The organism is Methylobacterium sp. Leaf456, assembly GCF_001425465.1.
Lineage (GTDB): Bacteria > Pseudomonadota > Alphaproteobacteria > Rhizobiales > Beijerinckiaceae > Methylobacterium.
Window position 1 is genome coordinate 150,567 of sequence record NZ_LMQV01000041.1, and the last position, 23,628, is coordinate 174,194.

23 protein-coding genes are annotated in these 23,628 nt (G+C 70.2%); 11 read left to right on the top strand and 12 right to left on the bottom strand.

The window, feature by feature from the left end; genetic code table 11:
* Positions 1-15: 15 nt before the first annotated feature.
* Both fliM and fliL read right to left on the bottom strand, forming a co-directional pair.
* On the bottom strand, positions 16-1,230 hold the full coding sequence (gene fliM / locus ASG52_RS19315; protein ID WP_056246801.1) for a flagellar motor switch protein FliM: 1,215 nt from the start codon (positions 1,228-1,230) through the stop codon (positions 16-18).
* Positions 1,227-1,739, bottom strand: coding sequence for a flagellar basal body-associated protein FliL (fliL, locus tag ASG52_RS19320; protein WP_056246803.1), 513 nt, complete (start codon positions 1,737-1,739; stop codon positions 1,227-1,229). Before fliL ends, fliM begins: the two co-directional genes overlap by 4 nt.
* A 256-nt stretch (positions 1,740-1,995) precedes the next feature.
* On the opposite strand from fliL, the gene flgF reads away from it, so the two are divergent.
* From flgF to flgH, 4 genes are read left to right on the top strand one after another with little or no spacing between them, the layout of a single operon-like run.
* A complete protein-coding gene (gene flgF, locus ASG52_RS19325) occupies positions 1,996-2,736 on the top strand; it encodes a flagellar basal-body rod protein FlgF (RefSeq protein ID WP_056246805.1) in 741 nt (246 codons plus the stop codon).
* 25 nt (positions 2,737-2,761) lie between these two features.
* The gene (gene flgG / locus ASG52_RS19330; RefSeq protein ID WP_056246807.1) at positions 2,762-3,553 is read left to right on the top strand and encodes a flagellar basal-body rod protein FlgG; all 792 of its coding nucleotides are present in this window, start codon (positions 2,762-2,764) and stop codon (positions 3,551-3,553) included.
* 11 nt (positions 3,554-3,564) lie between these two features.
* Entirely contained in the window at positions 3,565-4,620 is a 1,056-nt protein-coding gene (gene flgA / locus ASG52_RS19335) for a flagellar basal body P-ring formation chaperone FlgA (protein WP_056246809.1), read from the top strand.
* 27 nt (positions 4,621-4,647) lie between these two features.
* Positions 4,648-5,394 carry a flagellar basal body L-ring protein FlgH gene (flgH, locus tag ASG52_RS19340; protein ID WP_056246811.1) on the top strand — a complete coding sequence of 249 codons (747 nt, stop codon included), beginning with the start codon at positions 4,648-4,650 and terminating at the stop codon, positions 5,392-5,394.
* A gap of 12 nt (positions 5,395-5,406) precedes the next feature.
* Here flgH and ASG52_RS19345 read toward each other — a convergent pair whose 3' ends face one another.
* Positions 5,407-8,850 (bottom strand): YhdP family protein, encoded by a 3,444-nt coding sequence (locus tag ASG52_RS19345; protein WP_056246813.1) that lies wholly within the window; start codon positions 8,848-8,850, stop codon positions 5,407-5,409.
* A gap of 141 nt (positions 8,851-8,991) precedes the next feature.
* On the opposite strand from ASG52_RS19345, the gene ASG52_RS19350 reads away from it, so the two are divergent.
* The gene (locus ASG52_RS19350) at positions 8,992-9,459 is read left to right on the top strand and encodes a peroxiredoxin (RefSeq protein ID WP_056247080.1); all 468 of its coding nucleotides are present in this window, start codon (positions 8,992-8,994) and stop codon (positions 9,457-9,459) included.
* Between the two features lie 223 nt (positions 9,460-9,682).
* Positions 9,683-10,858 carry a M23 family metallopeptidase gene (locus ASG52_RS19355; RefSeq protein WP_056247082.1) on the top strand — a complete coding sequence of 392 codons (1,176 nt, stop codon included), beginning with the start codon at positions 9,683-9,685 and terminating at the stop codon, positions 10,856-10,858.
* A gap of 54 nt (positions 10,859-10,912) precedes the next feature.
* Here ASG52_RS19355 and ASG52_RS19360 read toward each other — a convergent pair whose 3' ends face one another.
* Together ASG52_RS19360 and prfB are read right to left on the bottom strand one after the other, a co-directional pair.
* Complete coding sequence (locus tag ASG52_RS19360) at positions 10,913-11,890, bottom strand: lipase family protein (protein WP_056246815.1); 978 nt, start codon at positions 11,888-11,890, stop codon at positions 10,913-10,915.
* Between the two features lie 186 nt (positions 11,891-12,076).
* Positions 12,077-13,205 (bottom strand): peptide chain release factor 2 gene (gene prfB / locus ASG52_RS19365; protein WP_156384045.1). Its coding sequence is split into 2 segments (ribosomal slippage): positions 12,077-13,135 and positions 13,137-13,205, totalling 1,128 coding nucleotides; the frame shifts between segments, so codons are not numbered across the junction.
* A 73-nt stretch (positions 13,206-13,278) separates the two neighbouring features.
* Here prfB and ASG52_RS19370 point away from each other — a divergent pair.
* Both ASG52_RS19370 and ASG52_RS19375 read left to right on the top strand, forming a co-directional pair.
* On the top strand, positions 13,279-13,665 hold the full coding sequence (locus tag ASG52_RS19370; RefSeq protein ID WP_056246819.1) for a ribosomal maturation YjgA family protein: 387 nt from the start codon (positions 13,279-13,281) through the stop codon (positions 13,663-13,665).
* A 115-nt stretch (positions 13,666-13,780) separates the two neighbouring features.
* Entirely contained in the window at positions 13,781-14,023 is a 243-nt protein-coding gene (locus ASG52_RS19375) for a type II toxin-antitoxin system Phd/YefM family antitoxin (protein WP_056246820.1), read from the top strand.
* Between the two features lie 9 nt (positions 14,024-14,032).
* Here ASG52_RS19375 and ASG52_RS19380 read toward each other — a convergent pair whose 3' ends face one another.
* From ASG52_RS19380 to ASG52_RS19395, 4 genes are all read right to left on the bottom strand, one after another.
* Entirely contained in the window at positions 14,033-15,727 is a 1,695-nt protein-coding gene (locus ASG52_RS19380; protein WP_056246822.1) for a lysine--tRNA ligase, read from the bottom strand.
* Positions 15,728-15,839: 112 nt separating this feature from the next.
* Entirely contained in the window at positions 15,840-16,769 is a 930-nt protein-coding gene (locus ASG52_RS19385) for an AEC family transporter (RefSeq protein ID WP_056246824.1), read from the bottom strand.
* 360 nt (positions 16,770-17,129) lie between these two features.
* A complete protein-coding gene (gene rpmB, locus ASG52_RS19390) occupies positions 17,130-17,435 on the bottom strand; it encodes a 50S ribosomal protein L28 (protein ID WP_056246826.1) in 306 nt (101 codons plus the stop codon).
* 322 nt (positions 17,436-17,757) lie between these two features.
* Complete coding sequence (locus ASG52_RS19395) at positions 17,758-18,576, bottom strand: tetratricopeptide repeat protein (RefSeq protein ID WP_056246828.1); 819 nt, start codon at positions 18,574-18,576, stop codon at positions 17,758-17,760.
* Between the two features lie 99 nt (positions 18,577-18,675).
* On the opposite strand from ASG52_RS19395, the gene ASG52_RS19400 reads away from it, so the two are divergent.
* The gene (locus tag ASG52_RS19400) at positions 18,676-20,061 is read left to right on the top strand and encodes a leucyl aminopeptidase family protein (RefSeq protein ID WP_056246831.1); all 1,386 of its coding nucleotides are present in this window, start codon (positions 18,676-18,678) and stop codon (positions 20,059-20,061) included.
* Positions 20,062-20,068: 7 nt separating this feature from the next.
* On the opposite strand, the gene ASG52_RS19405 is transcribed toward ASG52_RS19400, so the two are convergent.
* Both ASG52_RS19405 and ASG52_RS19410 read right to left on the bottom strand, forming a co-directional pair.
* A complete protein-coding gene (locus tag ASG52_RS19405; protein WP_056246832.1) occupies positions 20,069-20,713 on the bottom strand; it encodes a glutathione S-transferase family protein in 645 nt (214 codons plus the stop codon).
* Positions 20,714-20,762: 49 nt separating this feature from the next.
* Positions 20,763-21,089: a HesB/IscA family protein gene (locus ASG52_RS19410; protein ID WP_056246834.1), complete on the bottom strand. Its 327-nt coding sequence runs from the start codon at positions 21,087-21,089 to the stop codon at positions 20,763-20,765.
* Between the two features lie 121 nt (positions 21,090-21,210).
* Here ASG52_RS19410 and ASG52_RS19415 point away from each other — a divergent pair, with 121 nt between their 5' ends.
* A complete protein-coding gene (locus ASG52_RS19415; protein WP_056246836.1) occupies positions 21,211-22,458 on the top strand; it encodes a deoxyguanosinetriphosphate triphosphohydrolase in 1,248 nt (415 codons plus the stop codon).
* Between the two features lie 13 nt (positions 22,459-22,471).
* Here ASG52_RS19415 and ASG52_RS19420 read toward each other — a convergent pair whose 3' ends face one another.
* Positions 22,472-23,002: a hypothetical protein gene (locus ASG52_RS19420; protein WP_056246838.1), complete on the bottom strand. Its 531-nt coding sequence runs from the start codon at positions 23,000-23,002 to the stop codon at positions 22,472-22,474.
* Positions 23,003-23,118: 116 nt separating this feature from the next.
* Between ASG52_RS19420 and ASG52_RS19425 the strand changes: the two genes are divergently transcribed.
* Positions 23,119-23,580, top strand: a complete 462-nt coding sequence (locus tag ASG52_RS19425) for an acyl-CoA thioesterase (RefSeq protein WP_056246841.1) — start codon at positions 23,119-23,121, stop codon at positions 23,578-23,580.
* Positions 23,581-23,628 lie beyond the last annotated feature (48 nt).

The following is a 23,628-nucleotide window of genomic DNA, read 5'->3' on the forward strand; positions in this document are numbered from 1 at the left end:
GGGGCGCCCGCGCTCCTAGCCGTCGTTGCGGTTCTGCATCGAGGCCTCGTAGGCCTGGAGCGTGGTGCGGGACTGGCGCAGCGGCCGGGCGACCTGCACCGCGATGGCGTCGTCGATCCGGCCGATGCGCCCCTGCGTCAGCGCCCAGTCGCCGCAACGGACGGTGATGAGGTCGGTGGGCTTGCGGTCGAACATCAGCGTGTCGCCGACCTTGAGGTTCAGGACGCGCTTCAGCGGCAGCGTCACCTCGTGCAGCACCGCCTCCATCTCGATGTCGGCCTGCCAGATCTCGGTGGCGAGATGGCTCTCCCACACCTGATCGCGCCCGAGCCGCTCGCCCATGAAGCTCTGCATGAGCAGGTCGCGGATCGGCTCGATCGTCGCGTAGGGAAACAGGATCTGCATCCCGCCGCCGCGCCCGTCCATGTCGAGCTTGAGGCTGATCAGGATAGCGGCGTTGCCGGGGCGGGTGATGGTGGCGAAGCGCGGGTTGGTCTCGATCCGGTCGATGCCGAACCGCACCGGCGAGAGCGGCTGGAACGACAGTTCGAGGTCGGTGAGGATGATCTCGACGAGGCGGCGCACGAGGCTCATCTCGATCGTGGTGAACGGGCGCCCGTCGAGCCGGCTCGACGAGCCGCCGCGCTTGCCCCCGAGCAACAGGTCCATGGTCGAGTAGGCGAGCGTCTGCTCCACCGTGACGAGGCCCGAGCCCTCCCACACGTCGGCCTTGAACACGCCGAGCAGGGTCGGGAGCGGGATCGCGTTGAGGTAGTCGCCGAACCGGACCGAGGTGATGTTGTCGAGGGTGACTTCGACGTTGTCCTGAAAGAAGTTGCGGAGGCTGGTCGACAACAACCGGATCATCCGGTCGAAGACGATTTCCAGCATCGGCAGGCGTTCGTACTGGACGACGCCCGAATCGACGATGGCGCGCACGCCCCCCGCGCCGGAGGCGGAGAGCTCGCGCAGCGAGAATCCGAGGACGCCGTCGATCTCGTCCTGGTTCAGGATGCGGTCGTTGCCGGCGAGTTCGGGGAGGTTCTCGGTCTCCCCGTCCTCGATCATCGTCGCCCATTCGGCGGCGACGTCGCTGGCGCTCTTGGTGGTGCCCTGTTCGGCGAGGGCCGCGCCCCATTCCTCGGCGAGCGTCGCGTCGCCGCCCTCGGCGCCTTGCTCGGCGAAGGCGGCCGCCCAATCGTCGTCGAGGTCGTCCTCGGGGCCCATCATTGGACGATCACGTCCTTGAAGAGCACGGCCTCGACCTTGGCCGGATGGATCGCGATGTTGACGCGGCGCAGCAACTCCTCGCGCAGGCGGTAGAGCCCGGCGGAGCCGGCTAGGTCGCTGGCGCGGATCTCGCGCAGATAGGTCTGGAACGCATCCTCAACGCGCGGCATCAAGGGTTTCACCTCGGACTCGACCTTGGCGTCCTTCAGCTCCAGGGCGATGCGCAGCTTGAGCGTGCTCACCTTGGTCTGGCCGGCATCGGCGCTGAGGTTGACCAGCATGTCGCGGACATCGACGAAGACGGCCGGCATCTTCACTTCCGCATGCGCGCCGTGCTCGGCTTCCGCGGCAGCCGCGGCCTTCTTCTTCATCATGAAGAAGCCGCCGCCCCCACCGCCGAGCAGCAGCACGACGGCCGCGATGACGATGAGCTTCTTCTTGGATTTCGGCGCTTCGGCCTCGCCGCCTTCGCCGTCCGCCTCGGGCGCCTTCTTCGGCTTCTTGGCCATGGGATGCTCGGGACCGGGACGGGTGGCGCTGGAGGGCTCAAGGCCCCGCTTCCGTTCTCGGGCGGCGTGGTTAACGCCCGATTAAGCCGGGCAGAATTTGCCGGGTCGGACTTGCCGCCGGGCGCGCCCGTTCCGGCCGCGTCGACCGGCGAATTTCAGCCAAACGCCTGATGGGATTGGGATAAACGACCGAGCCTGAGATGGCACGGACCCTGCGGTGATGCTTTCCGTCCACCGCCGCCATCCGAGGCCAGCCATGCAGAACGCGCTCTTCGTCGGAGTCTCCGCCCAGACCGCGCTCGCCCGCGAGCTCGACGTCATCGCCAACAACATGGCCAACGTCTCGACCACGGGCTTCAAGGGCCGCTCGGCGCGGTTTCAGGAATACCTGATGCCGGTGGCCTCCGCCGACAGCTTCCAGCGGCAGGACCGGCGCGTCTCCTACGTCATCGACCAGGGCACGCCGCTCGACCTCAGCCAGGGCCCGGTCGAGCCGGACGGCAACCCGATGCACGTGGCGGTGCGCGGCGACGCGTTCCTTGCGGTGCAGACGCCCTCGGGCCTGCGCTACACCCGCAACGGCGCATTCGAACTCGACGCCGGAGGCAACCTCGTCAATTCCGACGGCTACGCCGTTCAGGGCGACGGCGGCTCGATCACCATCGGCCAGCAGGAGACGGGGCTCACCATCGCCCCCGACGGCACGGTCTCGACCAATCTCGGCGTGCGCGGCCGGGTGCAGCTCGTGCGCTTCGCGAACCAGAGCGCGCTCAAGAACGAGGGCGCCAACCTGTTCTCCTCCGACACGCCGGCCCTGCCCGCGGGCGCCGAAGGGCGGCTGGAGCCCGGCGCGCTGGAGCGCTCCAACGTCAAGCCGGTGATCGAGATGACCCGGCTGATGGACGTGAACCGCACCTATTCCATGGTGTCGAGCATCGTCTCGCGCCTCGACGACCTGCGCGGCACGGCGATCCGCCGCCTCGCCGACGTCGCCTGATCGCTTCGCATAAGGATCGGCCCCGATGCGCGCCCTCTACGCCGCCGCCACCGGCATGGCGGCCCAGGAACTCAACGTCCAGGTCATCTCGAACAACATCGCGAACCTGCGCACCACCGGCTACAAGCGCCAGCAGGCGCATTTCCAGGACCTGCTCTACCAGAACCTGCGCCGCTCCGGCTCCTCGACCTCGGACCAGAACACCATCCTGCCCGCCGGCCTCGCGCTGGGCTCCGGTGTGAAGACGGTTTCGACCGCCCGCGTCATGTCCCAGGGGACGATGACGATGACGGAGAAGGACTACGACGTCGCCATCCGCGGCGAGGGCTTTTTTCGCGTCCGCATGCCCGATGGCAGGACGGCCTATACCCGCGACGGCTCGTTCGACCTCGACGCGCAGGGCCAGATGGTGACCCGCGACGGCTACCTGCTCGATCCCGGTATCACCGTGCCGAACACCGCGACTTCGGTGACGATCGGCGCCACCGGCGCGGTGCAGGCGATGATCCCCGGACAGACCGCGCCCCAGGCGCTCGGTCAGTTCCAGATGGCGCGCTTCGTCAACAAGGTCGGCCTCGAATCGATCGGCGACAACCTGTTCGTCGAGACCGCGGCCTCGGGCCCGGCCGTCACCGGCCTTCCCGGCTCGGAGGGCTTCGGCAACCTGCAGCAGAGTTACCTCGAAGAGGCCAACGTCAACGCGGTCACCGAGATCTCGTCGCTGATCGCGGCCCAGCGCGCCTACGAGATGAACTCGAAGGTCGTCACGGCAGCCGACCAGATGCTCTCCACCACCTCGCAGATGTTCCGCGGCTGAGGACTTCCGTGATGCACGCCCTCAAGCCCATCCGCCGCCCCGTCAAACTCGCCGTCACGCCGCCGACCCGCGGCGCGTTCGGCCGCACGGCCTTCGCGGTGGCCGCCTTCGCGATGCTGGCCCTGTTCGCCGCCCCGCTGATGGCCGCCGAAGCCCTGCGCCTGCGCGGCGACGTGACCGCGCGGGGCGACACGCTGAGCCTCGGCGACCTCGTCGAGGGCGCGCCCGCCGACATGGCCGCGCGGGCGATGTTCCGCGCCCCCGGCCTCGGCGCAGTGGGCACGATCCAGGCCCGCCGCATCGTCGAGGCGGCGGCGGCGCTGGGGCTTACCGGCATCGAGACCGGCGGCCGGGTGCAGGTGAGCGTACAGCGTGCCGCCCGCCGCGTCGGCGCGCCGGAGATCGAGGCCGCGCTGAAGCGCACGCTCGAAACCGCCTACGGGCTCGACCCAAAAACCCTCTCGGTGCGCCTCGACGGCGAGGCGCCGCAACTGCTCGCCCCGCTCGATCTCGACGGCCCGGCGGCGGCGGTCGATGTCACCTACGATCCGCGCAACCGCCGCGTCGCCGGCCTCGTCGTGCTCGGCGAGCGGCAGGCCTCGCTCCGGGTCTCAGGGATTGCGGTCGAAATCCGCGAAGTCGCGGTGCTGACGCGCAACCTGAACCGCGGCGAGGCGGTGACCGCCTCCGACCTCGCGACCGAGCGGCGCCCGCGCGAGACGGTGCCGGTCGATGCGCTCGCCGCCACCTTCGCCGTCGGCCAGGTGGCGCAGCGCCCGGTCGGCGCCGGTCAGGTGCTCCGCTCCGGCGACGTGGCCCCGCCGGACCTCGTCGGCCGTGGTGAAACCGTCACCATCGTGTTCGAGACCGCGGGCGTGTCGCTCGCCATGCGCGGCACCGCCAACGAGGCCGGGCGCCTCGGCGCCAGCGTCGCGGTGACGAACGGCGCCTCGAAGAAGGTGCTCCAGGCCGTCGTCGTCGGCCCCGGCCGCGTCTCGGTCAGCCCGCAGGCGCCGCAGCCCGTCCTCCAGGCGAGCGCGCTGCCCGCACGCGCCGGCCTCAATTAACTTCTCGTTTGTAAGGCGTCCCCTCCGATGGCCCCTCGCCTCTCCCGCCTGCTGCTCGCCGCCGTCGCGATCGCTCCGCTGGCCGCCTGCAACACCGCCGACCGCCTGTCGCAGGTCGGCGCGACGCCGAACCTGTCGGCGATCGAGGACCCGACCAGCCAGCCGGGCTACAAGCCCGTCCGGATGGCGATGCCGGACATCCAGCCGGTGAGCTACGCGCCGAACTCGCTGTGGCGCACGGGCTCGCGCGCCTTCTTCAAGGACCAGCGCGCGGCGCGCATCGGCGACCTGCTGACCGTGAAGGTCAACGTCACCGACAAGGCCAACCTCAACAACGAGACCAAGCGCTCCCGCTCGAACGCGGAGGGCCTCGGCCTGCCCAACGCCTTCGGCCTGGAGAGCAGCGCGGCGATCGCCGCCGCCGGCATCACGCCGGGCAAGCTGATCACCGGCTCATCGACCTCGTCGAGCGACGGCGCCGGCTCGGTCCAGCGCGCCGAGACGGTGACGACCAACGTCGCCGCGGTGGTCAATCAGGTGCTGCCCAACGGCAACCTCGTGGTCGAGGGCAAGCAGGAGATCCGCATCAACTTCGAGGTGCGCGAGCTGATCGTCGCCGGCGTGGTCCGGCCCGAGGACATCGAGTCGGACAACACCATCGATTCCACGAAGATCGCCCAAGCCCGCATCGCTTATGGTGGCCGCGGCCAGATCAGCGACGTGCAGCAGCCGCGCTACGGCCAGCAACTGGTGGACATCCTGCTGCCGTTCTGAGCCGGCCGCTTCCTACTGCTCCGGCGCCGGCCCCGGCGCGCCGTTGGCGAAGGCCTCACCGTTGCCCGCGCCGAACAGCTTGCGCAGGAAGCCCGGCGCCACCGCCGAGAGTGGGTTCACGCTCACCGTCGGCTTGGCGATGGGGCCGGAGACGTTGAAGTTGACCGCGAACAGGCCCTCGTTGCTGCCGCCCGCGAGCAGCGGCCCGACCAGCGGCACGTGCGCCACCACGTTGTTGAGCCCGTAGAGCGGCACGAAGGTGCCGTCGATCTGCGTACGCTCCTTGACGGTGTCGAGCCAGCCGCCCGCGGTGAAGCCCATGGCAGCGTTCGAGATGGCGGCATCGGTGAAGCTGACCCGCGACCCCGCGCGGGTAAAATTCGCCCGCATCTTGTCGAATCCGACATCGTTGGCGTTGGGCGCGGCGCGACGCCCGTCGGCCGGGCCCTGGGCGACGATGCTGGACAGCGCCGGCTCGTTGCGCAGCGCGAAGTCCTTGATCTGCACGACGCCGGCCTGGGGGCCATCGTTGAGATAGAGGCTGAGCGCGAGGCGCCCGCCATACATCCGCTTGTAGATGTCGAGGAAGCGGAGCGTCGCGCCGGAATCGGCGGATTCGAGCGAGAGCAGCGGCTGGCCGCGCTCGCCCCTGGCGACGGTGGCGGCGAGCGGGGCCCCGCCGAAGCGGCCGCGGAACTGAGCGCTACGGACATCGCCGCCGCGGATGCTCGCCTTCAGCGCCGCATTCGTCAGCGCCTCGCCGTTGAAGCCCGTCAGGATGTTGACGGCGACGTCGGCCTCGACGTCCTTGCCGGAATCCTTCGATCCTTTCGAATCCGAACTCGTCATGCCCTTGAGGAAGGGCCGCGCATCGGCGACCCCGCCCTTCACTGCGACCTTGTAGCCGTTGCCGGACTTGTCGAGGCTCACCCGCATGTCGTCGCCGGGCGAGAGCTTGAAGGCGGTGAGGTCGGCCCGCTCCAGCCCGCCCTCGGTCGAGACCGTGGCGCTGCCCCGCGCCATGGCGGGCGCGGCGTCGAGCGCGATGTCGCGCAGTTCCATCTGGCCGTTCGCGGCCTCGATCAGCGACAGGGTCAGCCGCCCGGCCTTGCCCGCTGCCTTCGACCAGCCGGGCAACAACCCGTCGATCGAGGCCTTTGTCAGATCCGCCTCGATCCGCACCGGCGGCTTGGCCCCCGAGGCCGAATGGCCGATCGGCACGACGACGCGGGCCGGAATCGTGCCCGCGAGCTGGGGCGCGGCGGGCAGGCCGCGCTTGGCCCGGAAGGCATCGTCGAGAGGCAGCGTCACCACCGCCTCGCCCGGTGCGCCGGGCTTCGACTGCTTGAGGTCGATGGCGATCGGCGCACCGAGCAGGCGCCCGTCGCCCTTCAGGGCGAAGCCGTTGCGGTCGAAGGCGATGGCGAAGCGACCGGATTCGAACCGGTCCTTGCCGATCGCCTTGTCCATCGACAGGTCCGTGAGCGTGCCCGACAGCGTCACCGGCAGCTCGGCGAGGTCGGGCACGTGCTTGAGATTGATCGGCACGTCGATGCGCAGGTCCGCCTTGCCCTTGATCGCGCTGGGATCGATCTCGGTGCCGGTCAGCCCCTTGAACATCCGCGTCTCGAGGAGCGCGGCGAGCGAGTCGGCGCTGCTGGCGAGGCGCAGGCCGAGCTGGGCGACGATCCTGTCGGGCTGCGGATCGCGGATCAGGAATGAGGCGTCCGAGATCGTGAGCGCACGGGTGTCGGAGAGCCGCACCTCGGCGGTCGCCCCCTGGATCGTCGTGGTGCGCCCGGTGACCACGCCCGAGACCCGGCCGTGGGTGAGCGGCGGCGCATCCTTCGACACCGTAAGCGAGGCGTCCGAGACGGCGAAGTTCACCATGAGGCCGTGATCCGGCATCGGATCGCCGCGGGTGGCGGCGGCGAGTTCGCTTCCGCTCAGATCGACCTTGATGTCCGCGCTGGTGAGGCGCCCGCCGCGCAGTTCGTCCACGAGGTAGTTGCGCACGGCCGGCGCGATGTTCTCCGGCCAGAGCCGGAGCGCGGTGCGCCCGTCGGTGTCGTGGGCGACGATGTGGAGCGTGATGCCGTCGTCGTCCTTCGACGTGCCGATCGTGCCGCTGAGATTGCCGTTGATGCCGCCGCCGACCATGCTCAGCGACTCGATGTTGACGCCCCCGGCCCTGCCGGTGAGCCGGCCCTTGACCTCGCCGATGCGGAACGACGGATCGTAGCGCGCGGCGCCGCGCAGCATGACGTCCTTACCCCCGAAATCGAAGGTCCAGACGTCTTCGGCGCCCGGCGGGCCGATGGCGAAGGCGCCGGTGAGATGGGCCTCGTTGCCGCCGCCGCGGTAGTCGATGGCGGTGATGTCGAGGGCGCGGCGAGCCTCGTCCCAGCGCGCCTCGGCCCGCACCTGCTCGACGACGACCGGGTTGAAGTCCTTCTCATCGACGACGAACAGGCCCTCGCCGGTCTTCACCTCGAAGGTCATGGTGTCGATGCGCGAGCCGCGGAGCGCCACGTCGGCCTTGGCCGAGACCTTCAGGTCGGTCTCGACCGGCATCTTCGACTGGCCCGAGAGCAGCAGCAGGTCGCTCACCGGGAGGTCGTCGAGGGTGATGACGCCCGCGCGCCGCCCCTCCGCCTCGTCGTGGACCTTGCCGCCGAAGCGCCACTCGCCGTTCGGTCCGTCGATACGCAGCTCGAAGATCCGCGCGCCGTCGCCGTTGCCGCCGCGGTGGAACAGGCCGTTGACCCGCTCGAAGGTGGCGCGGTGGCGCGCGGCGTCGTCCACCAGGGTCAGGCGCCCGTTGGTGATGCGGGCGCGGTCGAGCGCGCCGATGACGCCCGCGGGGTCGAGCACCACGCCGAAGATCGAGGCGACGGCGGCGGAGACCGGCGAGATCTGGCCGCGGGCGGCGTCCACGCTCGGGAGCGTATGGGGCTTGGCGGCATCGACCTGGGACGGGGCGGAGGCCGCGAACGCGATCGAGCCGTCGTCGTGGACGAGCGCGGTCATCTGCAGGTCGCGGAACTCGATGGAGCGCGGCAGCACGGAGAGGCGCAGAAGGCCCCAGGTGTCGAGGCTGACGACGGCGAGCGGTGCGCGCACCACCAGCGCGCCCTCGGGGTTGTAGACGTCGAGCCCGCCGACGCGCAAAGCCAGGGACGATTCGGCGTCGAGTTCGAGCGCGCTGTCGTTGAGCGACACGCGCCAGCCGGGGCCGACGCTGCCGGCGATGGCCTCGGCGACGCGCTGGCTCAGGCCGTCGATCCGCAGCGGGCCCTGCGACAGCCGCAGATAGGCGAGCCCGGACCCGAGCCCGAGCAGAAAGACGAGGACGACCGCGCTCCACAGCAGGGGGCGGCGCCGTCGGCGCACGACCTTGCACGGTGCAGGCTCGACCGCTTCCTGAAGCAGGGTCCTAGCCGTTTCCTGATCCATTCACTCGTTCGCTGCTGCCGCCGGGAAGACGCCGCCCTCGCCGAGCGCCCGTCCTCAGGATTCGGCCCCTCCGGTATGGCGTCCGCCGGGCGATCCGTGCATCACCAGGGCACACCATCAATCGGCCGAAAGGAAGGCATGATGCCCATCGCACAAGGCGAACCCGCGCCCGATTTCAGCTTACCTGGGGCAGGCGGAGAGACCGTCAGCCTTATCCAGCTGCGTGGTCACAAGATCGTGCTCTACTTCTACCCGAAGGACGACACGAGCGGCTGCACGCTGGAAGCCCAGGGCTTCAACGCGGCGCAGGGCGCCTTTGCCGAAGCCGAAACCCGCGTGATCGGCGTCTCGCCCGATTCGGTGAAGAGCCACGACAAGTTCCGCGCCAAGTACGGCCTCACCTTCCCGCTCGCCTCCGACGAGGCGAAGTCGATGCTGGAGGCCTACGGCGTGTGGGTCGAGAAGAGCATGTACGGCCGCAAGTACATGGGCGTGGAGCGCACCACCCTCCTGATCGACCGCGCGGGCAAGATCGCGCGGATCTGGCCGAAGGTGAAGGTGCCGGGCCATGTCGAGGAGGTGCTGGAGGCCGCCAAGGCGTTGGGCTGAGGTTTTTTGGGATTTCACCACCGTCATTCCGGGGCCGCGAAGCGGAACCCGGAATCCACGACTGGCCGCAACGCCTCTTGAAGCCGTGCATCGCGGGTGGATTCCGGGTTCGCTGCGCGCCCCGGAATGACGGCGGTGAGTGAAGCGTGCGCCTTTGCGCAGCCGAAGCCTTCCTTAACCTTAATCGGGTGTGATCGCCTCCGTCACCGGAAGCGGTCGCCTCATGCCTTCACCCGCCCAGCGTCGCCCCAAACCCCTCCCCCGGCCCCGTCTCGCGGCGGCGCTCGGACTCGGGCTGACGCTGACGACGGCCTGGGCCGGGGCGGCGAGTTACTATCTGATCTTCCACGACGAGGTGCTGGCCCGCTTCGTCTCGCGCCAGAGCGCGATCCAGTACACCTACGAGGAGCGGATCGACACGCTCCAGCGGGCGCTCGACCGCGCGGCCTCGGACCACGCCGCCACCCGCGGCGGAATCGAGACCCGGCTCGCGACGCTGATGGAGCGGCAGGCCGTGATTGAGCGACGCCAGGGTCTTCTGGCCGGGCTCCCCGGTGGGACTGCCGCCTTCGACGTGCCGACCACCGCCGCGATCCCCACGCCCGAGCCGCCGGCTTCCCTCCCCTCGCGGGGGCAAAAACCATTCCCGACGCCCGAATTGCGGATGCACTCCGACGACCGGGTCGAGGCCAGCGACGGCGCGGCTGCCGCCCGCCTTGCCCGGATCGAAGGGGTGGTGGATCGTCTGGCCGAGGGGCAGGCGCGCGCCGTGTCCCGCGTCGCCCAGGCCGCCGGGCGCAGCGCCGACCGGTTCCGCGATCTCATCGCCCGCACGGGCCTGAACCCGGCCCGATTCGAGCCGGCAACGGGCGGGGTCGGCGGCCCGCTGGTGCCGCTCTCGGGCGATGCGTTCGAGGCGAGCCTCGCCGAGGCGCGCCGCCAGATCGAGGAGGAGACGCATCTGCGCCGCGTCGCCGACGCCCTCCCCTTCCGCCCGCCGCTGCCGGGCGAGATCGCCACTACGAGCAGCTTCGGCACGCGGCTCGATCCGTTCACCCGCTCCGTCGCGCTCCATACCGGCGTCGACATGCGCGCCGAGACCGGCGCACCGGCCCGCGCCACCGCCGCCGGCCGGGTGACGGCAGCGGAGTACGCGGGCGGATACGGCAACATGGTCGAGGTCGATCACGGCCGCGGCCTCGTCACCCGCTACGCCCACCTCTCGGGCTATGCGGTCGCCGTCGGCCAGCGGGTCGAGGCGGGCTCGGTCGTCGGCTTCGTCGGCTCCACCGGCCGCTCCACCGGCAGCCACCTCCACTACGAGACCCGCATCGACGGCGAGCCGGTCGATCCGCAGCGGTTCCTGCGCGCGGGGGCGGAGTTGGTCTTTTCGGACTGACGGGTGCCCGGTTCGTCGCTTCGGCGTGAACGGGCGATACCGCGCGAGAGGGGCCTACGACGTCGCCACCACCGTGCAGGGGCAGCTCAGATACGCCCCGCCCATCGAGTGCGCGTGGGCGATCGTGTCGAATTCCAGCATCAGCAGCGCCTCCTCGATGGCGATCAGCGCGTCGTGGCTCGCCGCCGGTTCGAGCACGACCCGACCGGCCGCGTCGGTGAAGCGGAGCGTGCCGAGGGGGACGTAATCGTTGTCCACCTGATCCTGGCGCCGTTGCAGCGTCACGACATGGTTCTGGCTGTCGCTGCGGTCGATGCGCTCGGCGGTGGCGAGCACGTCCAGCGCCGGCACCCACGGCAGGAACGGGACGATGTCGTCGATGTTCTGGTAGCGCACGCTGAAGGCGCCGAGCTTCAGGGTGTTGTCGTATTGATCCTGGAAGGCGCGGTCGCAGGCGAGCGGCGCGGCGAAGGCCCGGACCTTGACCAGCATGTTCGGATAGGCCGCCTTGACGAGCGCCGCGCCGAGGAAGCACAGGGCCGCGCCCTTGCTGTGGCCCGTGACGAGGATGCCCCGGGCGTTGCGCAGATCGAGCACGGCGAGCGCCGCCTCCACCTTCGGCAAGAGCAGGCCCATCGCCGCGGCGAACCCCTGCTCCACGTTGCCGAACGGCTTGCCGCCGACCGTGAACGGCACCGGCCCGGCCTCGAAATCCTGAAGCCAGTCGTCGGCCCAGGCCCAGAAATCGCCCTCGAACGGCGGGAGCGTGCCGCGGAAGGCCACGAGCGCCCAGCCGTCCGTGGTCGTCCCGACGAGCCCCGCGTTGATGTTCTCCTCGCCGTCGGCGAAGCAGGCCGGGGCGCTGGCGAACCCGACGGCGTCGTAGTCGGCATTCGTCGGAACCGACCAGCCGCCGCCCGCGGTGGCGATCGCGTAGGCCAGCAGGCTCGCATGGGCCATGCGGCAATCGAGGAGCGCGAAGGGCGAAGTCGCCGGCGAGGCGACTTGAACGGGCGTCGCGGTGGAGGACACGGCAATCTCATCACAGTATCGGCAAAACATGCGCAGAGGGCCCCGAAACGGAGCCGTCGAGGCGACCGACCGCGCGCGGCCGAATCGTCTTCAAGTTGTATAGCGAACCGAATTTCGGCGGTCGACGGAAAACCACCGCGCCGCGAGGGTTCGGCCGGCGCACGACACGCGCCGGCCGAAAGAGCGTCAGTCGATGTCCTCGACCGGCTCGGTCGCGCCGTAGACCCGCGCCGCCAGGGAGGCTTCCATGAACGGGTCGAGGTCGCCGTCCAGCACTTCGTCCGGGTCGGTCGATTGGGTGCCGGTGCGCAGGTCCTTCACGAGCTGATACGGTTGCAGCACGTAGGATCGGATCTGGTGGCCCCAGCCGATGTCGGTCTTGGAGGCGGCTTCAGCGTTGGCCTTCTCCTCGCGCTTCTTCAGCTCGGCCTCGTAGAGGCGGGCGCGCAGCATGTTCCAGGCGGTGGCCCGGTTCTTGTGCTGCGAGCGCTCCTGCTGGCACGCCACGACGATGCCGGTCGGGTTGTGCGTGATGCGCACGGCCGAATCGGTCGTGTTGACGTGCTGGCCGCCCGCGCCCGACGACCGGTAGGTGTCGATGCGGCAGTCGGATTCCTTGATCTCGATCTCGATCCGGTCGTCGACCACCGGATAGACCCACACGCTCGCGAAGCTGGTGTGCCGCCGCGCGTTGGAATCGTAGGGCGAGATGCGGACCAGCCGGTGCACGCCGGACTCGGTCTTGAGCCAGCCATAGGCGTTGTGGCCCTTGATCAGGAGCGTGGCGCCCTTGATCCCGGCCTCTTCGCCGTCGGTCATCTCGACCACATCGACCTTGAACTTCCGCCGCTCGGCCCACCGGGAATACATGCGATGCAGCATGTTGGCCCAGTCCTGGCTTTCGGTGCCGCCCGCGCCCGCATGGACTTCGAGATAGGTGTCGAAGCCGTCGGCCTCGCCCGAGAGCAGGGTCTCGACCTGCCGGCTCGCAGCGTCCTTCTCGATCGCCTTGATCGCCGCCTCGCCCTCGGAGATGGAGGCCTGATCGCCCTCCATCTCGCCGAGTTCGATCAGCGTCGCGGCGTCCTCGAGATCCTGCTCGAGCTTGCGGATGGCGGATACGGCCTCGTCGAGCTGCTGGCGCTCGCGCATGACTTTTTGCGCGGCCTCGGCGTCGTTCCAGAGGTCGGGGTTTTCGGACGCGGCATTCAGCTCCGCGAGGCGTTTATCAACGGTATCCCAGTCAAAGATGCCTCCTCAGCAGCCCTATAGACTGCTTGGCGGCATCCGAGGCCTGTTCGATCTCGGCGCGCATCTGGTGTGGAACTCGTGTGTGAGGGCCGCGGGTGATACCGGGCGTGCCCGACCCTTTAACCCAAGCGCCTGCCATGGTCGATGCCGGACACCGCCGCCCTGCCCTGATCCTCGCCGTCGCCGCCGTGATCGCGGCGGGCCTCGCCGTGCGGTTCGTGCCGCTCGGGCTGCCGGCGGGCGTGGTGAAGTATGCCGGCTCCACGCTGTGGGGCGCGATGGTCTACGGGCTCATCGCCGCCGTGAGGCCTGCCGCCGCGGTGCGCCGCCTTACCGTCGCTGCGCTCTCCGTCTCGGCCGCAGTCGAGTTCTTCCGCCTCGTCCATACCCCCTGGCTCGACGCCTTCCGGCTGACGCTGGCCGGGCAATTGCTGCTGGGGCGGGTGTTTTCGCCGTGGAATCTGCTGGCGTATGCCGTGGGTATCGCCGTGGCGGCGGGGTGTGACGCGGCGAGCCGGCGATGACGCCCCCGCACCGTCATCGCTAGGCGGAGCCGAGGCGATCCAGGGCGTCAAGTCACCGATGTCGACGCAGGCGTTTCGATGGCATGATCTCCGGCGTTCCCGGAGGAGGATCGCGATGGACATCACGACCCTGACCGGCCGCAACCTGCGTCGGGCGATGGAGGCGGCTCAGGACGGGCCCGTCTTCATCGCCGAAGACGGTCGGTTTACGCACGTCCTCCTGACGATCGAAGCCTACCGGCAGCTCGCGGAGCCTCGGCGCAACATCGCTGACGCCCTGGCGATGCCGCAGGCGCAGGATGGCGACTTCGAGCCGCCACACCTGACTATCGCGGTTAAGCCCGCGGACTTCGCCTGACGGTACGACCTACGCCGCCTTCCGCCCCTCCAAGAACGCCGCATGCTCGGCCACCAGCCCGCCGCTCAACGCCTTCTCGATCAGCGCCCGCGTCCCCGCGACGCCATACAGCGCGATGAACGAGCCGAAGCGCGGGCCCTGCGCCTCGCCGAACAGCACGTTGTAGATCGAGGCGAACCACGACTTCGACACGCCGGGGCGCCCGTCGGGGCTCTTGGCCTTGCCGGACAGGTCGGGGAAGTGGCGCCGCCCCACCTCGTAGACCGCCGCCTGCAAGGCTTCCGGATCGGTCGAGCCCTCGTGCTCAGCGAGCGTATCGGAAAGGTCGCGGAGCGCCGCGGCCTCCTCCTCGGTGGGCGCGCGGTACTGCTTCTGCGGGCGCACGAAGTCGCGGTAATAGGCGAGCGCACGGGTCACGAGGGCGGTCAGCCGCGGATGCGTCTGCGGACCGACATTCGGGGCGTAGCGGCGGATGAAGCCCCACAGCACCGTCTCGTTCTCGGCGTTGGCGACCGCCACGAGGTTCAGCAGCATGCCGAACGAGAGCGTGGTGCCGGCCTCGTCGATCGCCTCGGGTGCCGGCGGGTTGCCCCCATGCAGGTGCCACACCGGGTTCCCGAGCTTGTGCTTCGCTTCCTGGCCGGGGAAGCGGCCCAGAAAGTTGTCGTACTCGTCGACGTGGCGCGGGATCACGTCGAAGAACAGGCGCTTGGCCTCGCGTGGCTTGTTGTACATGAACAGGGCGAGCGATTCCGGCGTGGCGTAGGTCAACCACTCGTCGATCGTCAGGCCGTTGCCCTTCGACTTCGAGATTTTTTGTCCTTTTTCATCGAGGAAGAGTTCGTAATTGAACCCCTCCGGCGGTTCCGCTCCAAGCGCCCTCGCGATCTGGCCCGAGAGCTTGACCGAATCGATGAGGTCCTTGCCGGCCATCTCGTAATCGACGCCCAGCGCGACCCAGCGCATCGCCCAGTCGGGCTTCCATTGCAGCTTGACGTGGCCGCCGGTCACCGGGGTCTCGTAGGCCTCGCCCGTCGCGGGATCGCGCCAGACGATGGTACCGGAGGCGGGGCGCACCTCGTCGATCGCCACCTGCATCACGTGGCCGGTAACGGGATGGATCGGCAGGAACGGCGAGTAGGAGGCCGAGCGCTCGGCCCGCAGCGAGGGCAGCATGATCGCCATCACCGCCTCGTAGCGCTCCAGAACGAGGCGGAGCGCATCGTCGAACACGCCGGAGCGGTAGCATTCGGTGGCCGAGCGGAACTCGTACTCGAAGCCGAAGGCGTCGAGGAAGCGGCGCAGCTCCGCGTTGTTGTGGGCGCCGAAGCTGTCATGCGTGCCGAACGGGTCGGGCACCTTGGTCAGCGGCAGGTTGAGGGCGCCCGCCAGCAGCTCGCGGTTCGGCACGTTGTCCGGGACTTTGCGCAGGCCGTCCATGTCGTCGGAGAAGGCGATCAGCCGGGTCGGCACCGCGTCCTTGGTCAGCACGCGGAAGGCGTGGCGCACCATCGAGGTGCGGGCGACCTCGCCGAAGGTGCCGATATGCGGCAGGCCCGAGGGGCCGTAGCCGGTCTCGAACAACACCTCCGCCTTGGGCTTGCGCTCCAGCCGTGCCACCAGTTTGCGCGCCTCCTCGAACGGCCAGGCGGCGGCGGAGGCGGTGGCCTCCAGGATGTCGGGATCGAACTGGGGGGCGGACATTCTTTTTTGAGACGGCTTTTCGGATCGGGAGCAGGCGCCGGACGAAGGCCGGGGCGCGAAGGGCGGCACCCTATGGAGGGGCGTCCCGCGGGTCAACGCGCGGGCGGGCGTGTCACCCCCGCCCCAAGACCATCAGCCAGCCCACCGTCGTCGCCGCCGCGGCGAGCGTCGAGACCAGCACGGCGGCAGCCACGAGGCCCTGCTCGGTGCGGTAGCGGGCGGCGAGCAGGTAGGCGTTGATGCCCACCGGCATCGCCGCGAACAGCGTCGCGACGCCGGCATAGGCCGGCGGCATGGTGAAGACGTGGAACGCCATCAGGTAGACCGCGAGCGGGTGCAGCCCTAGCTTCAGCGCCGCCACGACGCTGGCGCCGGGCAGATCGTGCAGCACGCGGTAGCGGGTCAGCCCGGCCCCGAGCGCGATCAGCGCGCAGGTCGAGGCGGTGCCGGCGAGCCCATCGACCAGCGTCTTCGGGATGCCTGCGAGGGACAGCCCGAACGCCTTCATGGCGCCGCCGACGATCAGCGCCAGGAAAATCGGGTTCTTGGCGAGCACGAGGCCGAGCGCCTTGAGGCGCTGCCCGAGGGGGCGCCCGCCCTCCGATTCGATCAGGAAGGTCGCCGCGCCCATCATCAGCGGGAGATGGACCGCGAGCAGCATGAACAGTGGAAACGCCCCGGCCTCGCCATAGGCCTGGAAGATCATCGGCACGCCGACGAACACGGTGTTCGATTGGCTGGCGGCGAAGCCGTGCAGGATCGCGCCCTTGCGCTCGACGCCCTTGTATTGCCGGCCGATCAGAGAGCCCGCGGCCCAGGCGATGGCCGCCCCGCCGAAATAGCTCGCCCAGAACCCCCATGCGATTTCGCCCGAGAGCCCCGGCCGGGTCAGCGTCGCGACGATCAGCGCCGGCACGGCCAGCGCGAACACGTATTCGGATAGCCCGTCGCCGACGCGCTCGGAGATGATCCCGGACAGCGAGGCCAGCCAGCCGACGACGACGAGCCCGAAGATCGGAAGGATGAGGGTGAGCGCCGTCATCGGCCGCCGGAAATTCAGGTTAGAGGACGATCACTCGACTGGCCGTGTATTCCCTCTCCCCGCTGCGCGGGGAGAGGGCTGCGACGACCTCGTCGTCGGCGCGGCGAGGCGGCAGCCGAGGTGTGAGGGGGCTTCGACGGGAGAGACACATCCGGAGTCGCCCCCTCACCGCCGCTTCGCTTCCTGCATGGACGACGAGGTCCATGCAGGCCTCTCCCCGCGTGCGGGGAGAGGGGAAGCCCGGCTGACATCAAGGAGCAAGGATCGAAGGCGCCTCGAAACGTCAAAGGCCACCGGGGCGAATTACGCCTGCGGTGGCCTTGAAACTGGTCGAGGGGCGCGCCCGGAGGCGCACCGGGCTTACGCGGCGGCGGGCGTCGCGGTCTCGGCGAGCTTCTTCTCGATGTCGCGCTTGAGCAGGCGTGCGGTCTGCGACAGCTCGATCTCGCGGGCCTTGACGAGGAAGGCGTCGAGGCCGCCGCGGTGCTCGACCGAGCGGAGCGCGTGGGCGGTCACCCGCAGGCGGACGCGGCGGTTGAGGGCATCCGACTGCAGCGTGACGTTGCAGAGGTTCGGCAGGAACCGGCACTTGGTCTTGTGGTTCGAGTGGCTCACGAGGTGGCCGACCTGAACGGCCTTGCCCGTAAGTTCGCAGCGACGCGACATCGTTACAGTCCTGTCAACGTTTGGCCGGGTCTCGGCGCTCTGGTATCCGGCAAAGCCGCACGGCTCTCGCGCCGCGGGCGTCGAACCCACGCGTCAATCGATTGCGGCGGAGTCCTATGGGAGTGGCGAGCCTATAGGGGAGGCCCGCCGGATTCGTCAAGGTGGCGAGGGCTATCGCCCTCTTTATCTTTGGTTTGGCCTCAGGCGCCGGCGCCCGCCTCCGCGGGCTTAGGCTATCGCTTCGCTAGACGCCTCGGCTGGCAGCCGAGGCCGCTACGCAGGGCGCTCTTCGCGCCCGGTCAAACGGAAAACGACTTTAGACTTAGCGAGTTTGCACGAGTCCGGCCGAGCGGGCCGACTTGAGGCCCGCCGGGCGGCCCGACATCGCCCGCAGGGACTGCACGTTGGCCGCAGCTTCCGCGGGGCCGAGATCCTGGCGCAGCACGGTCTCGGCCTCGTCGTAGCGCCCCTTCAGGCCGAGCACGAGGGCGAGGTTCTGGCGAACCCGCGCGTCGGCCCGCGGCTGGGCGGCGGCGCGGCGCAGGGTTTCCTCGGCGACGTCGAGGCGGCGCGACAGCGCGTAGGACAGGCCGAGATTCGACAGGATGCGCGGCTCTTCGGGCGCGATCTTCAACGCCGCCTCGTAGAGCCCCTGGGCGCGGGCGTGGTCGCCGGTCTGGTCGGCCACCATCCCCTGCGCCGAGAGCACACGCCAATCCGGCTGGGCCGGGCTGTGGGCGTTCTGGAGAACCTCGTTGGCCTCCTGATAGCGGCCGGCCTCGGCCAGCGTCTTGCCGTAGGCGGCGAGCACCGCCTTGTCCTTTGGGTTCTTGAGCGCCGCCTGCTGCAGCACGGCGGCGGCCTGCGAGCGCTGGTCGGTCGCCCGCAGGGCGTCGGCGTAGCGCATGGCGGCGCGCACGTCGTTGGGATCGGAATTGTAGCGGGCGGCCAGCGCCTCGACATCGGCCCGCGTCGCTGGTTGCGGCCGGGACGGGCCGAACAGCGAGGCGCCGATCGAGCCGGTGGTCTCGGGCGAGCGCGACTGGCAGGCCGAGGCCGCGAGCCCGACGAGCGCGGCGGCGATCAGGCGCCGGGCACGCACGGTCCGGGTCGCACACGCTGCACCGACGGTCCGTGTCATCGCTCGTCTCCACTCCACCAGCCGGCCCGCGCTTGCGCCTCGCCGACCCTTGGGGTGATAGAGAATTAACCCTAATCACCGGTTAAGCCCCCGCCCCGTATGACCTCAGCGCTCCTCGCCCCCGGCACCGACGCGATTCCCGTGCACCTCGTCACCGAGGCCGGATGGACGGCCCTGGAGGCGGAGCTGACGCCGCTTCAGCGGGGCTTCGCCAAGGCGAGCGGCTTCGCGCCGAAGGCGGGGCGCCTCGCGCTCCTGCCCGCCGAGGACGGCGCGCTCGCCCGCGTGCTGTTCGGCCTCGGCGATCCGGCGGCGGCGACGTTCGATCGCTTCCTGCCGGGCAAGCTCCCCGGCGCCCTGCCCGCGGGCGATTACCGCCTGGAGCCGGCGGAGGGGATCGACCCGGCCGAGGCGGCGCTGGCGTGGCTGCTCGGCGGCTACCGGTTCGAGCGCTACCGCAAGCCGGGCGCCGAGCGGCCCCGCCTCGTGGCGCCCGACGGCGTGGACCGGACCCGTCTCACGCGGATCGCGGCGGCGGTCGCCCATGGTCGCGACCTCGTCAACACGCCCTCGAACGATCTCGGCCCCGCCGAGATCGAGGCGGCGGTCCGCGGCGTGGCCGAGTGCTTCGGCGCCACGGTCGCGGTCACCACAGGCGAGGAACTGCAACGGCAATTCCCGCTGGTCCACGCCGTCGGCGCCGCCTCGCCGCGGGCGCCGCGCCTCATCGACCTGACCTGGGGGCCGGCGGACGCCCCCCGCGTGACCCTCGTCGGCAAGGGCGTGGTGTTCGACACCGGCGGGCTCGACATCAAGCCGTCGGCCGGCATGCTCTTGATGAAGAAGGACATGGGCGGGGCGGCCGCGGCGCTCACTGCGGCCGAGATGATCATGGGCGACGGCCTGCCCGTGCGGCTGCGGCTGATCGTGCCGAGCGTCGAGAACGCGATTGCGGGCGAGGCCTTCCGCCCCGGCGACGTGATCCGCTCGCGGGCCGGCCTCACCGTCGAGATCGGCAACACCGATGCGGAAGGGCGCCTGATCCTCGCCGACGCGCTGACCCTCGCCGAGGCGGACGGCCCCGAACTGCTGATCGATTTCGCGACCCTGACGGGCGCCGCCCGCGTGGCGCTCGGCCCCGACCTGCCGGCCTTCTTCACCGAGGACGAGGGGTTGGCGGTGTCCGTCGCCGAGGCGGGGGCCGCGGCGAACGATCCGGTCTGGCGCCTGCCGCTGCACGCGCCCTACGCCAGCGGGCTCGATTCGAAGGTGGCCGACCTCAACAACGTCTCCGGCGGCCCGTTCGCGGGCGCGATTACCGCCGCCCTGTTCCTGCGCCGCTTCGCCCCGAAGACGCGGGCACATCTGCACTTCGACCTCTACGGCTGGAACCCGTCGACGAAACCCGGCCGGCCCGAGGGCGGCGAGGTGCAGACGGCGCGCCTCGTCCACGCGCTGGTGGCGAAGCGCTACCCGGTGGCCTGATCGGGGCTCAGACCGGCGGCGTCAGTCCCTCGCGCTCCAGCACGGCGCGCGCCGCCGGGCGGGCCGCCATGGCGCGGGCATGGGCGGTCCAGGCCGGGAACATCGCGTCCATGACGAATCCGATCGCCGGCCCGCGGGCCCACAGCCAGAACACCAGCAGATAGGGATCGACGATCGAGTAGTGCCCCTCGACGGCCCAGCCGCCGTTCGACAGGCGTACCTCGGTCATCGTGCAGAGATCGCCGAACGTGTCGGCCCCCTTGGCGCGGATCGCCGCGAAGGCGGTCTCGTCGGCGGCGTAGCGCTCGGGCCGGCGGACCTGTGCGTAGGCGACCCCATGCGCGGTGGCGAGCCAGCCGAGCCATTCGTCGGCGATGGCCACGTGCCGCAGCTCTTCCGGCATCAGCCCGGCCTCCGGATGGGCGCGGGCGAGATGGCGCAGGATGGCGGAGACCTCGGTCAGCACCCACCCGTCCTCGTAGAGCGCCGGCACCCGGCCGCGCTCGTTGACGGAGAGGAATTCCGGGGCACGCTGGTCGCCCTTGGCGAGATCGAGCCGCGCCGTCTCGTACGGCGCGCCGATCTCCTCGAGCGCGATGTGGACCGCCAGCGAGCAGGCGCCGGGGGCGTAGTAGAGGGTGCGGGCGGTCATCGCGGGCCTTTTTTCTTGATAGGCGGTGTGCCGGGCCCGCGGACCCGCCTCAGATCGCGAACGACGTGCCGCAACCGCACGACGCGGTGGCCAGCGGGTTCTCGATCTTGAAGGACTGGCCGATCAGGTCGTTGACGAAATCGATGGTCGCGCCGCCCATGTATTCGAGCGAGACCGGATCGACGAGGACGGTCGCGCCGTCGCGCTCGATCACCACGTCGTCGCCCTCGCGGGCATGGGTGATGTCGAAGGCGTAGGAGAACCCGGAGCAGCCGCCTCCGTTCACGCTGATGCGCAGCGACGAGCCCGGCGGCTCCGAGCCCATGATCTCGTTGATGCGCTTGGCGGCGCGGGCGGTCAGATTGATGTCGGCCATCGCGGTCGCGTCTCGAAGCTGTGTGTCACGGCGCCTCCGCGATTGCCGCGGGCGCGCTCCACGCAAGATATGAGGCGACGACCGGGGCCGCAACGCGGCCGAACGCGGGGAAGGTGGGACAGTGCGGCAGAACGGCGAGCGGTGGCGGGCGCCCTACGCGACCGATCCGGGCGCGACCCGCGGCCGGCTGATCCCGGAGGCCGGCTCGCCAACCCGCAGCGACTTCCAGCGCGACCGCGACCGCATCGTCCACTCGACCGCCTTCCGCCGCCTCAAGCACAAGACCCAGGTCTTCGTGCATCACGAGGGCGACCATTACCGCACCCGGCTCACCCACACCCTCGAAGTCAGCCAGATCGCCCGCGCGCTGGCCCGCGCGCTCGGCCTCGACGAGGATCTGGCCGAGGCGCTCGCGCTCTCCCACGACCTCGGCCACACCTGCTTCGGCCATACCGGCGAGGACGCTCTCGACGCCTGCATGGCCGCGTATGGCGGCTTCGACCACAACGCCCAGGCGCTGCGCATCGTCACCCGGCTGGAGCGGCGCTATGCCGGCTTCGACGGGCTGAACCTCACCTGGGAGACGCTGGAAGGGCTGGTCAAGCACAACGGGCCGCTGCTCGATGCGGGCGGCGCTCCCGTCCGGCGCTATGCCGCCACCGGCATCCCGGCGGCGGTGATGGAGTACAACGCGCTCAACGATCTCGAATTGTCGCGCTTCGCCGGGCCCGAAGCGCAGGCAGCGGCTTTGGCCGACGACATCGCCTACGACGCGCACGACCTCGACGACGGGTTGCGGGCCGGGCTGTTCGACCTCTCCGATCTCGCCACAGTGCCGTTCCTGAAGGAGCTTCTCGACGAGATCGAGCGGCTCCATCCCGGACTGGAGGCATCCCGAAAGATCCACGAGCTGGCGCGGCGGGTCATCACTCGTTTCGTCGAGGACGTGATCCGCGAGGGCGAGGCCCGGCTCGCGGCCCTGGCGCCGGGGCGTGTCGCCGACATCCGCGGGGCGCAGGCGCCCGTCATCGCCTTCTCGGCCGGCATCGCCGAGGCCGACGCCTCGATCAAGCGCTTCCTCTACGCGCGGATGTACCGGCATCCGGGCGTGATGGCCGTGCGGGCCAAGGCCAACGTCATCGTCGCAGACCTGTTCTCCGCCTTCCGCGCGGACCCGACGCGGATGCCGCCGGAATGGTCGGAGGGGCTCACGGGCGCGAGCGACGCCCGGCTGGCCAGGCGGGTGGCCGACTACATCGCCGGCATGACCGACACCTACGCGGTGCTGGAGCACGGGCGCCTCTTCGCCGAGACGCCCGATCTCCACTGGAGCCCGCCGAGCCGCGGGCTCCCGCTGACGGAGCCGTGAGGCTCCGCAGATCTCAGTAGCAGACGCAGTTCGAGCCGGTGTTGTAGGCCGGGGCATAGCCGGTGGCATAGCCGTAGCCCGTGCCGTAGGTGGCCGGGGCGTAGCCCGCGCCGTAACCGTACGACGGGGCGTAGCCGTAACGCGCACCGTAACCGTAGCCCGATCCATAATAGCTGCCGCCCGAGAGCGCGCCGGCGGCGAGGCCGAGGCCGAGACCCACGCCGGCACCCGCCAGCCCGAGCCCAACGCCCCGGCCGTAGCCGCCGTAACCCCGGCCATAGCCGCTACCGGCATAGCCATAGCCGCGGTGACCGGCGAACCCGCCGTGATGCCCGAAGCCGCGGTGACCGGCGAAGCCGCCATGATGCCCGAAGCCACGATGGCCGCCGAAGCCGCCGCGATGACCGCCGAACCCACCGTGATGGCCGAACCCGCCATGATGACCACCGAAGCCGCCGTGGCGGCCGAAGCCTCCGGCCTGGGCGGTGGCCGGGAGGGCGATGAGGGCGGCCAGCGCCGCGCCCGTCAGAACGAGGGACTTCATGGAATCGCGATCTCCTGTGTAGGTGTCGGATCCCACAACGCAGCCTCGGACGGCGCCCGCGCAACGGTGCATTCTACTGAAGCGGCGCCCCGTCCCGGACAAAGCCGAAGAATGCCGTGAGCGACACCGCCAAAGCCCCCCGCGAGACTCGCAGCCGCTATCCCCGCCTCGTGCCGCTCGCCACGCGCTGGGGCGACAACGACGTGTACGGGCACGTCAACAATGTCGTCTATTACGCCTTCTTCGATACGGCGGTGAACGGCATCCTGGTCGAATCCGGCGTCCTCGACATCGCGAGCGGGCCGGTCATCGGCCTCGTGGTCGAGACCGGCTGCCGCTACTTCGCCCCCGTGGCCTTCCCCGACGCGCTCGTAGCGGGGGTGCGGGTGGCCCATCTCGGTCGTTCCAGCGTCCGCTACGAGGTCGCGATCTTCGCACCCCATTCGGACGAGGCCGCCGCGCAGGGGCATTTCGTGCATGTCTACGTGGATCGGACGACGCGCCGGCCGGTGGCGCTGCCGGAGGGGTTTCGTGATGTGCTGACCAGCCTTGTGTCGCCGGAGGCCAGGGCGCCGTGACACCCCCCGCGCCCGTTGCTATGCCGCGCCCCTGACACTCCCGGCCGC

Excerpts from the sequence above, each read along its gene's own strand:
- fliM (WP_056246801.1), bottom strand. The coding sequence starts at position 1,230 with ATGATGGGCCCCGAGGACGACCTCGACGACGATTGGGCGGCCGCCTTC.
- fliL (WP_056246803.1), bottom strand. The coding sequence starts at position 1,739 with ATGGCCAAGAAGCCGAAGAAGGCGCCCGAGGCGGACGGCGAAGGCGGC.
- flgF (WP_056246805.1), top strand. The coding sequence starts at position 1,996 with ATGCAGAACGCGCTCTTCGTCGGAGTCTCCGCCCAGACCGCGCTCGCC.
- flgG (WP_056246807.1), top strand. The coding sequence starts at position 2,762 with ATGCGCGCCCTCTACGCCGCCGCCACCGGCATGGCGGCCCAGGAACTC.
- flgA (WP_056246809.1), top strand. The coding sequence starts at position 3,565 with ATGCACGCCCTCAAGCCCATCCGCCGCCCCGTCAAACTCGCCGTCACG.
- flgH (WP_056246811.1), top strand. The coding sequence starts at position 4,648 with ATGGCCCCTCGCCTCTCCCGCCTGCTGCTCGCCGCCGTCGCGATCGCT.
- ASG52_RS19345 (WP_056246813.1), bottom strand. The coding sequence starts at position 8,850 with ATGGATCAGGAAACGGCTAGGACCCTGCTTCAGGAAGCGGTCGAGCCT.
- ASG52_RS19350 (WP_056247080.1), top strand. The coding sequence starts at position 8,992 with ATGCCCATCGCACAAGGCGAACCCGCGCCCGATTTCAGCTTACCTGGG.
- ASG52_RS19355 (WP_056247082.1), top strand. The coding sequence starts at position 9,683 with ATGCCTTCACCCGCCCAGCGTCGCCCCAAACCCCTCCCCCGGCCCCGT.
- ASG52_RS19370 (WP_056246819.1), top strand. The coding sequence starts at position 13,279 with ATGGTCGATGCCGGACACCGCCGCCCTGCCCTGATCCTCGCCGTCGCC.
- ASG52_RS19375 (WP_056246820.1), top strand. The coding sequence starts at position 13,781 with ATGGACATCACGACCCTGACCGGCCGCAACCTGCGTCGGGCGATGGAG.
- ASG52_RS19380 (WP_056246822.1), bottom strand. The coding sequence starts at position 15,727 with ATGTCCGCCCCCCAGTTCGATCCCGACATCCTGGAGGCCACCGCCTCC.
- ASG52_RS19385 (WP_056246824.1), bottom strand. The coding sequence starts at position 16,769 with ATGACGGCGCTCACCCTCATCCTTCCGATCTTCGGGCTCGTCGTCGTC.
- rpmB (WP_056246826.1), bottom strand. The coding sequence starts at position 17,435 with ATGTCGCGTCGCTGCGAACTTACGGGCAAGGCCGTTCAGGTCGGCCAC.
- ASG52_RS19395 (WP_056246828.1), bottom strand. The coding sequence starts at position 18,576 with ATGACACGGACCGTCGGTGCAGCGTGTGCGACCCGGACCGTGCGTGCC.
- ASG52_RS19400 (WP_056246831.1), top strand. The coding sequence starts at position 18,676 with ATGACCTCAGCGCTCCTCGCCCCCGGCACCGACGCGATTCCCGTGCAC.
- ASG52_RS19405 (WP_056246832.1), bottom strand. The coding sequence starts at position 20,713 with ATGACCGCCCGCACCCTCTACTACGCCCCCGGCGCCTGCTCGCTGGCG.
- ASG52_RS19410 (WP_056246834.1), bottom strand. The coding sequence starts at position 21,089 with ATGGCCGACATCAATCTGACCGCCCGCGCCGCCAAGCGCATCAACGAG.
- ASG52_RS19420 (WP_056246838.1), bottom strand. The coding sequence starts at position 23,002 with ATGAAGTCCCTCGTTCTGACGGGCGCGGCGCTGGCCGCCCTCATCGCC.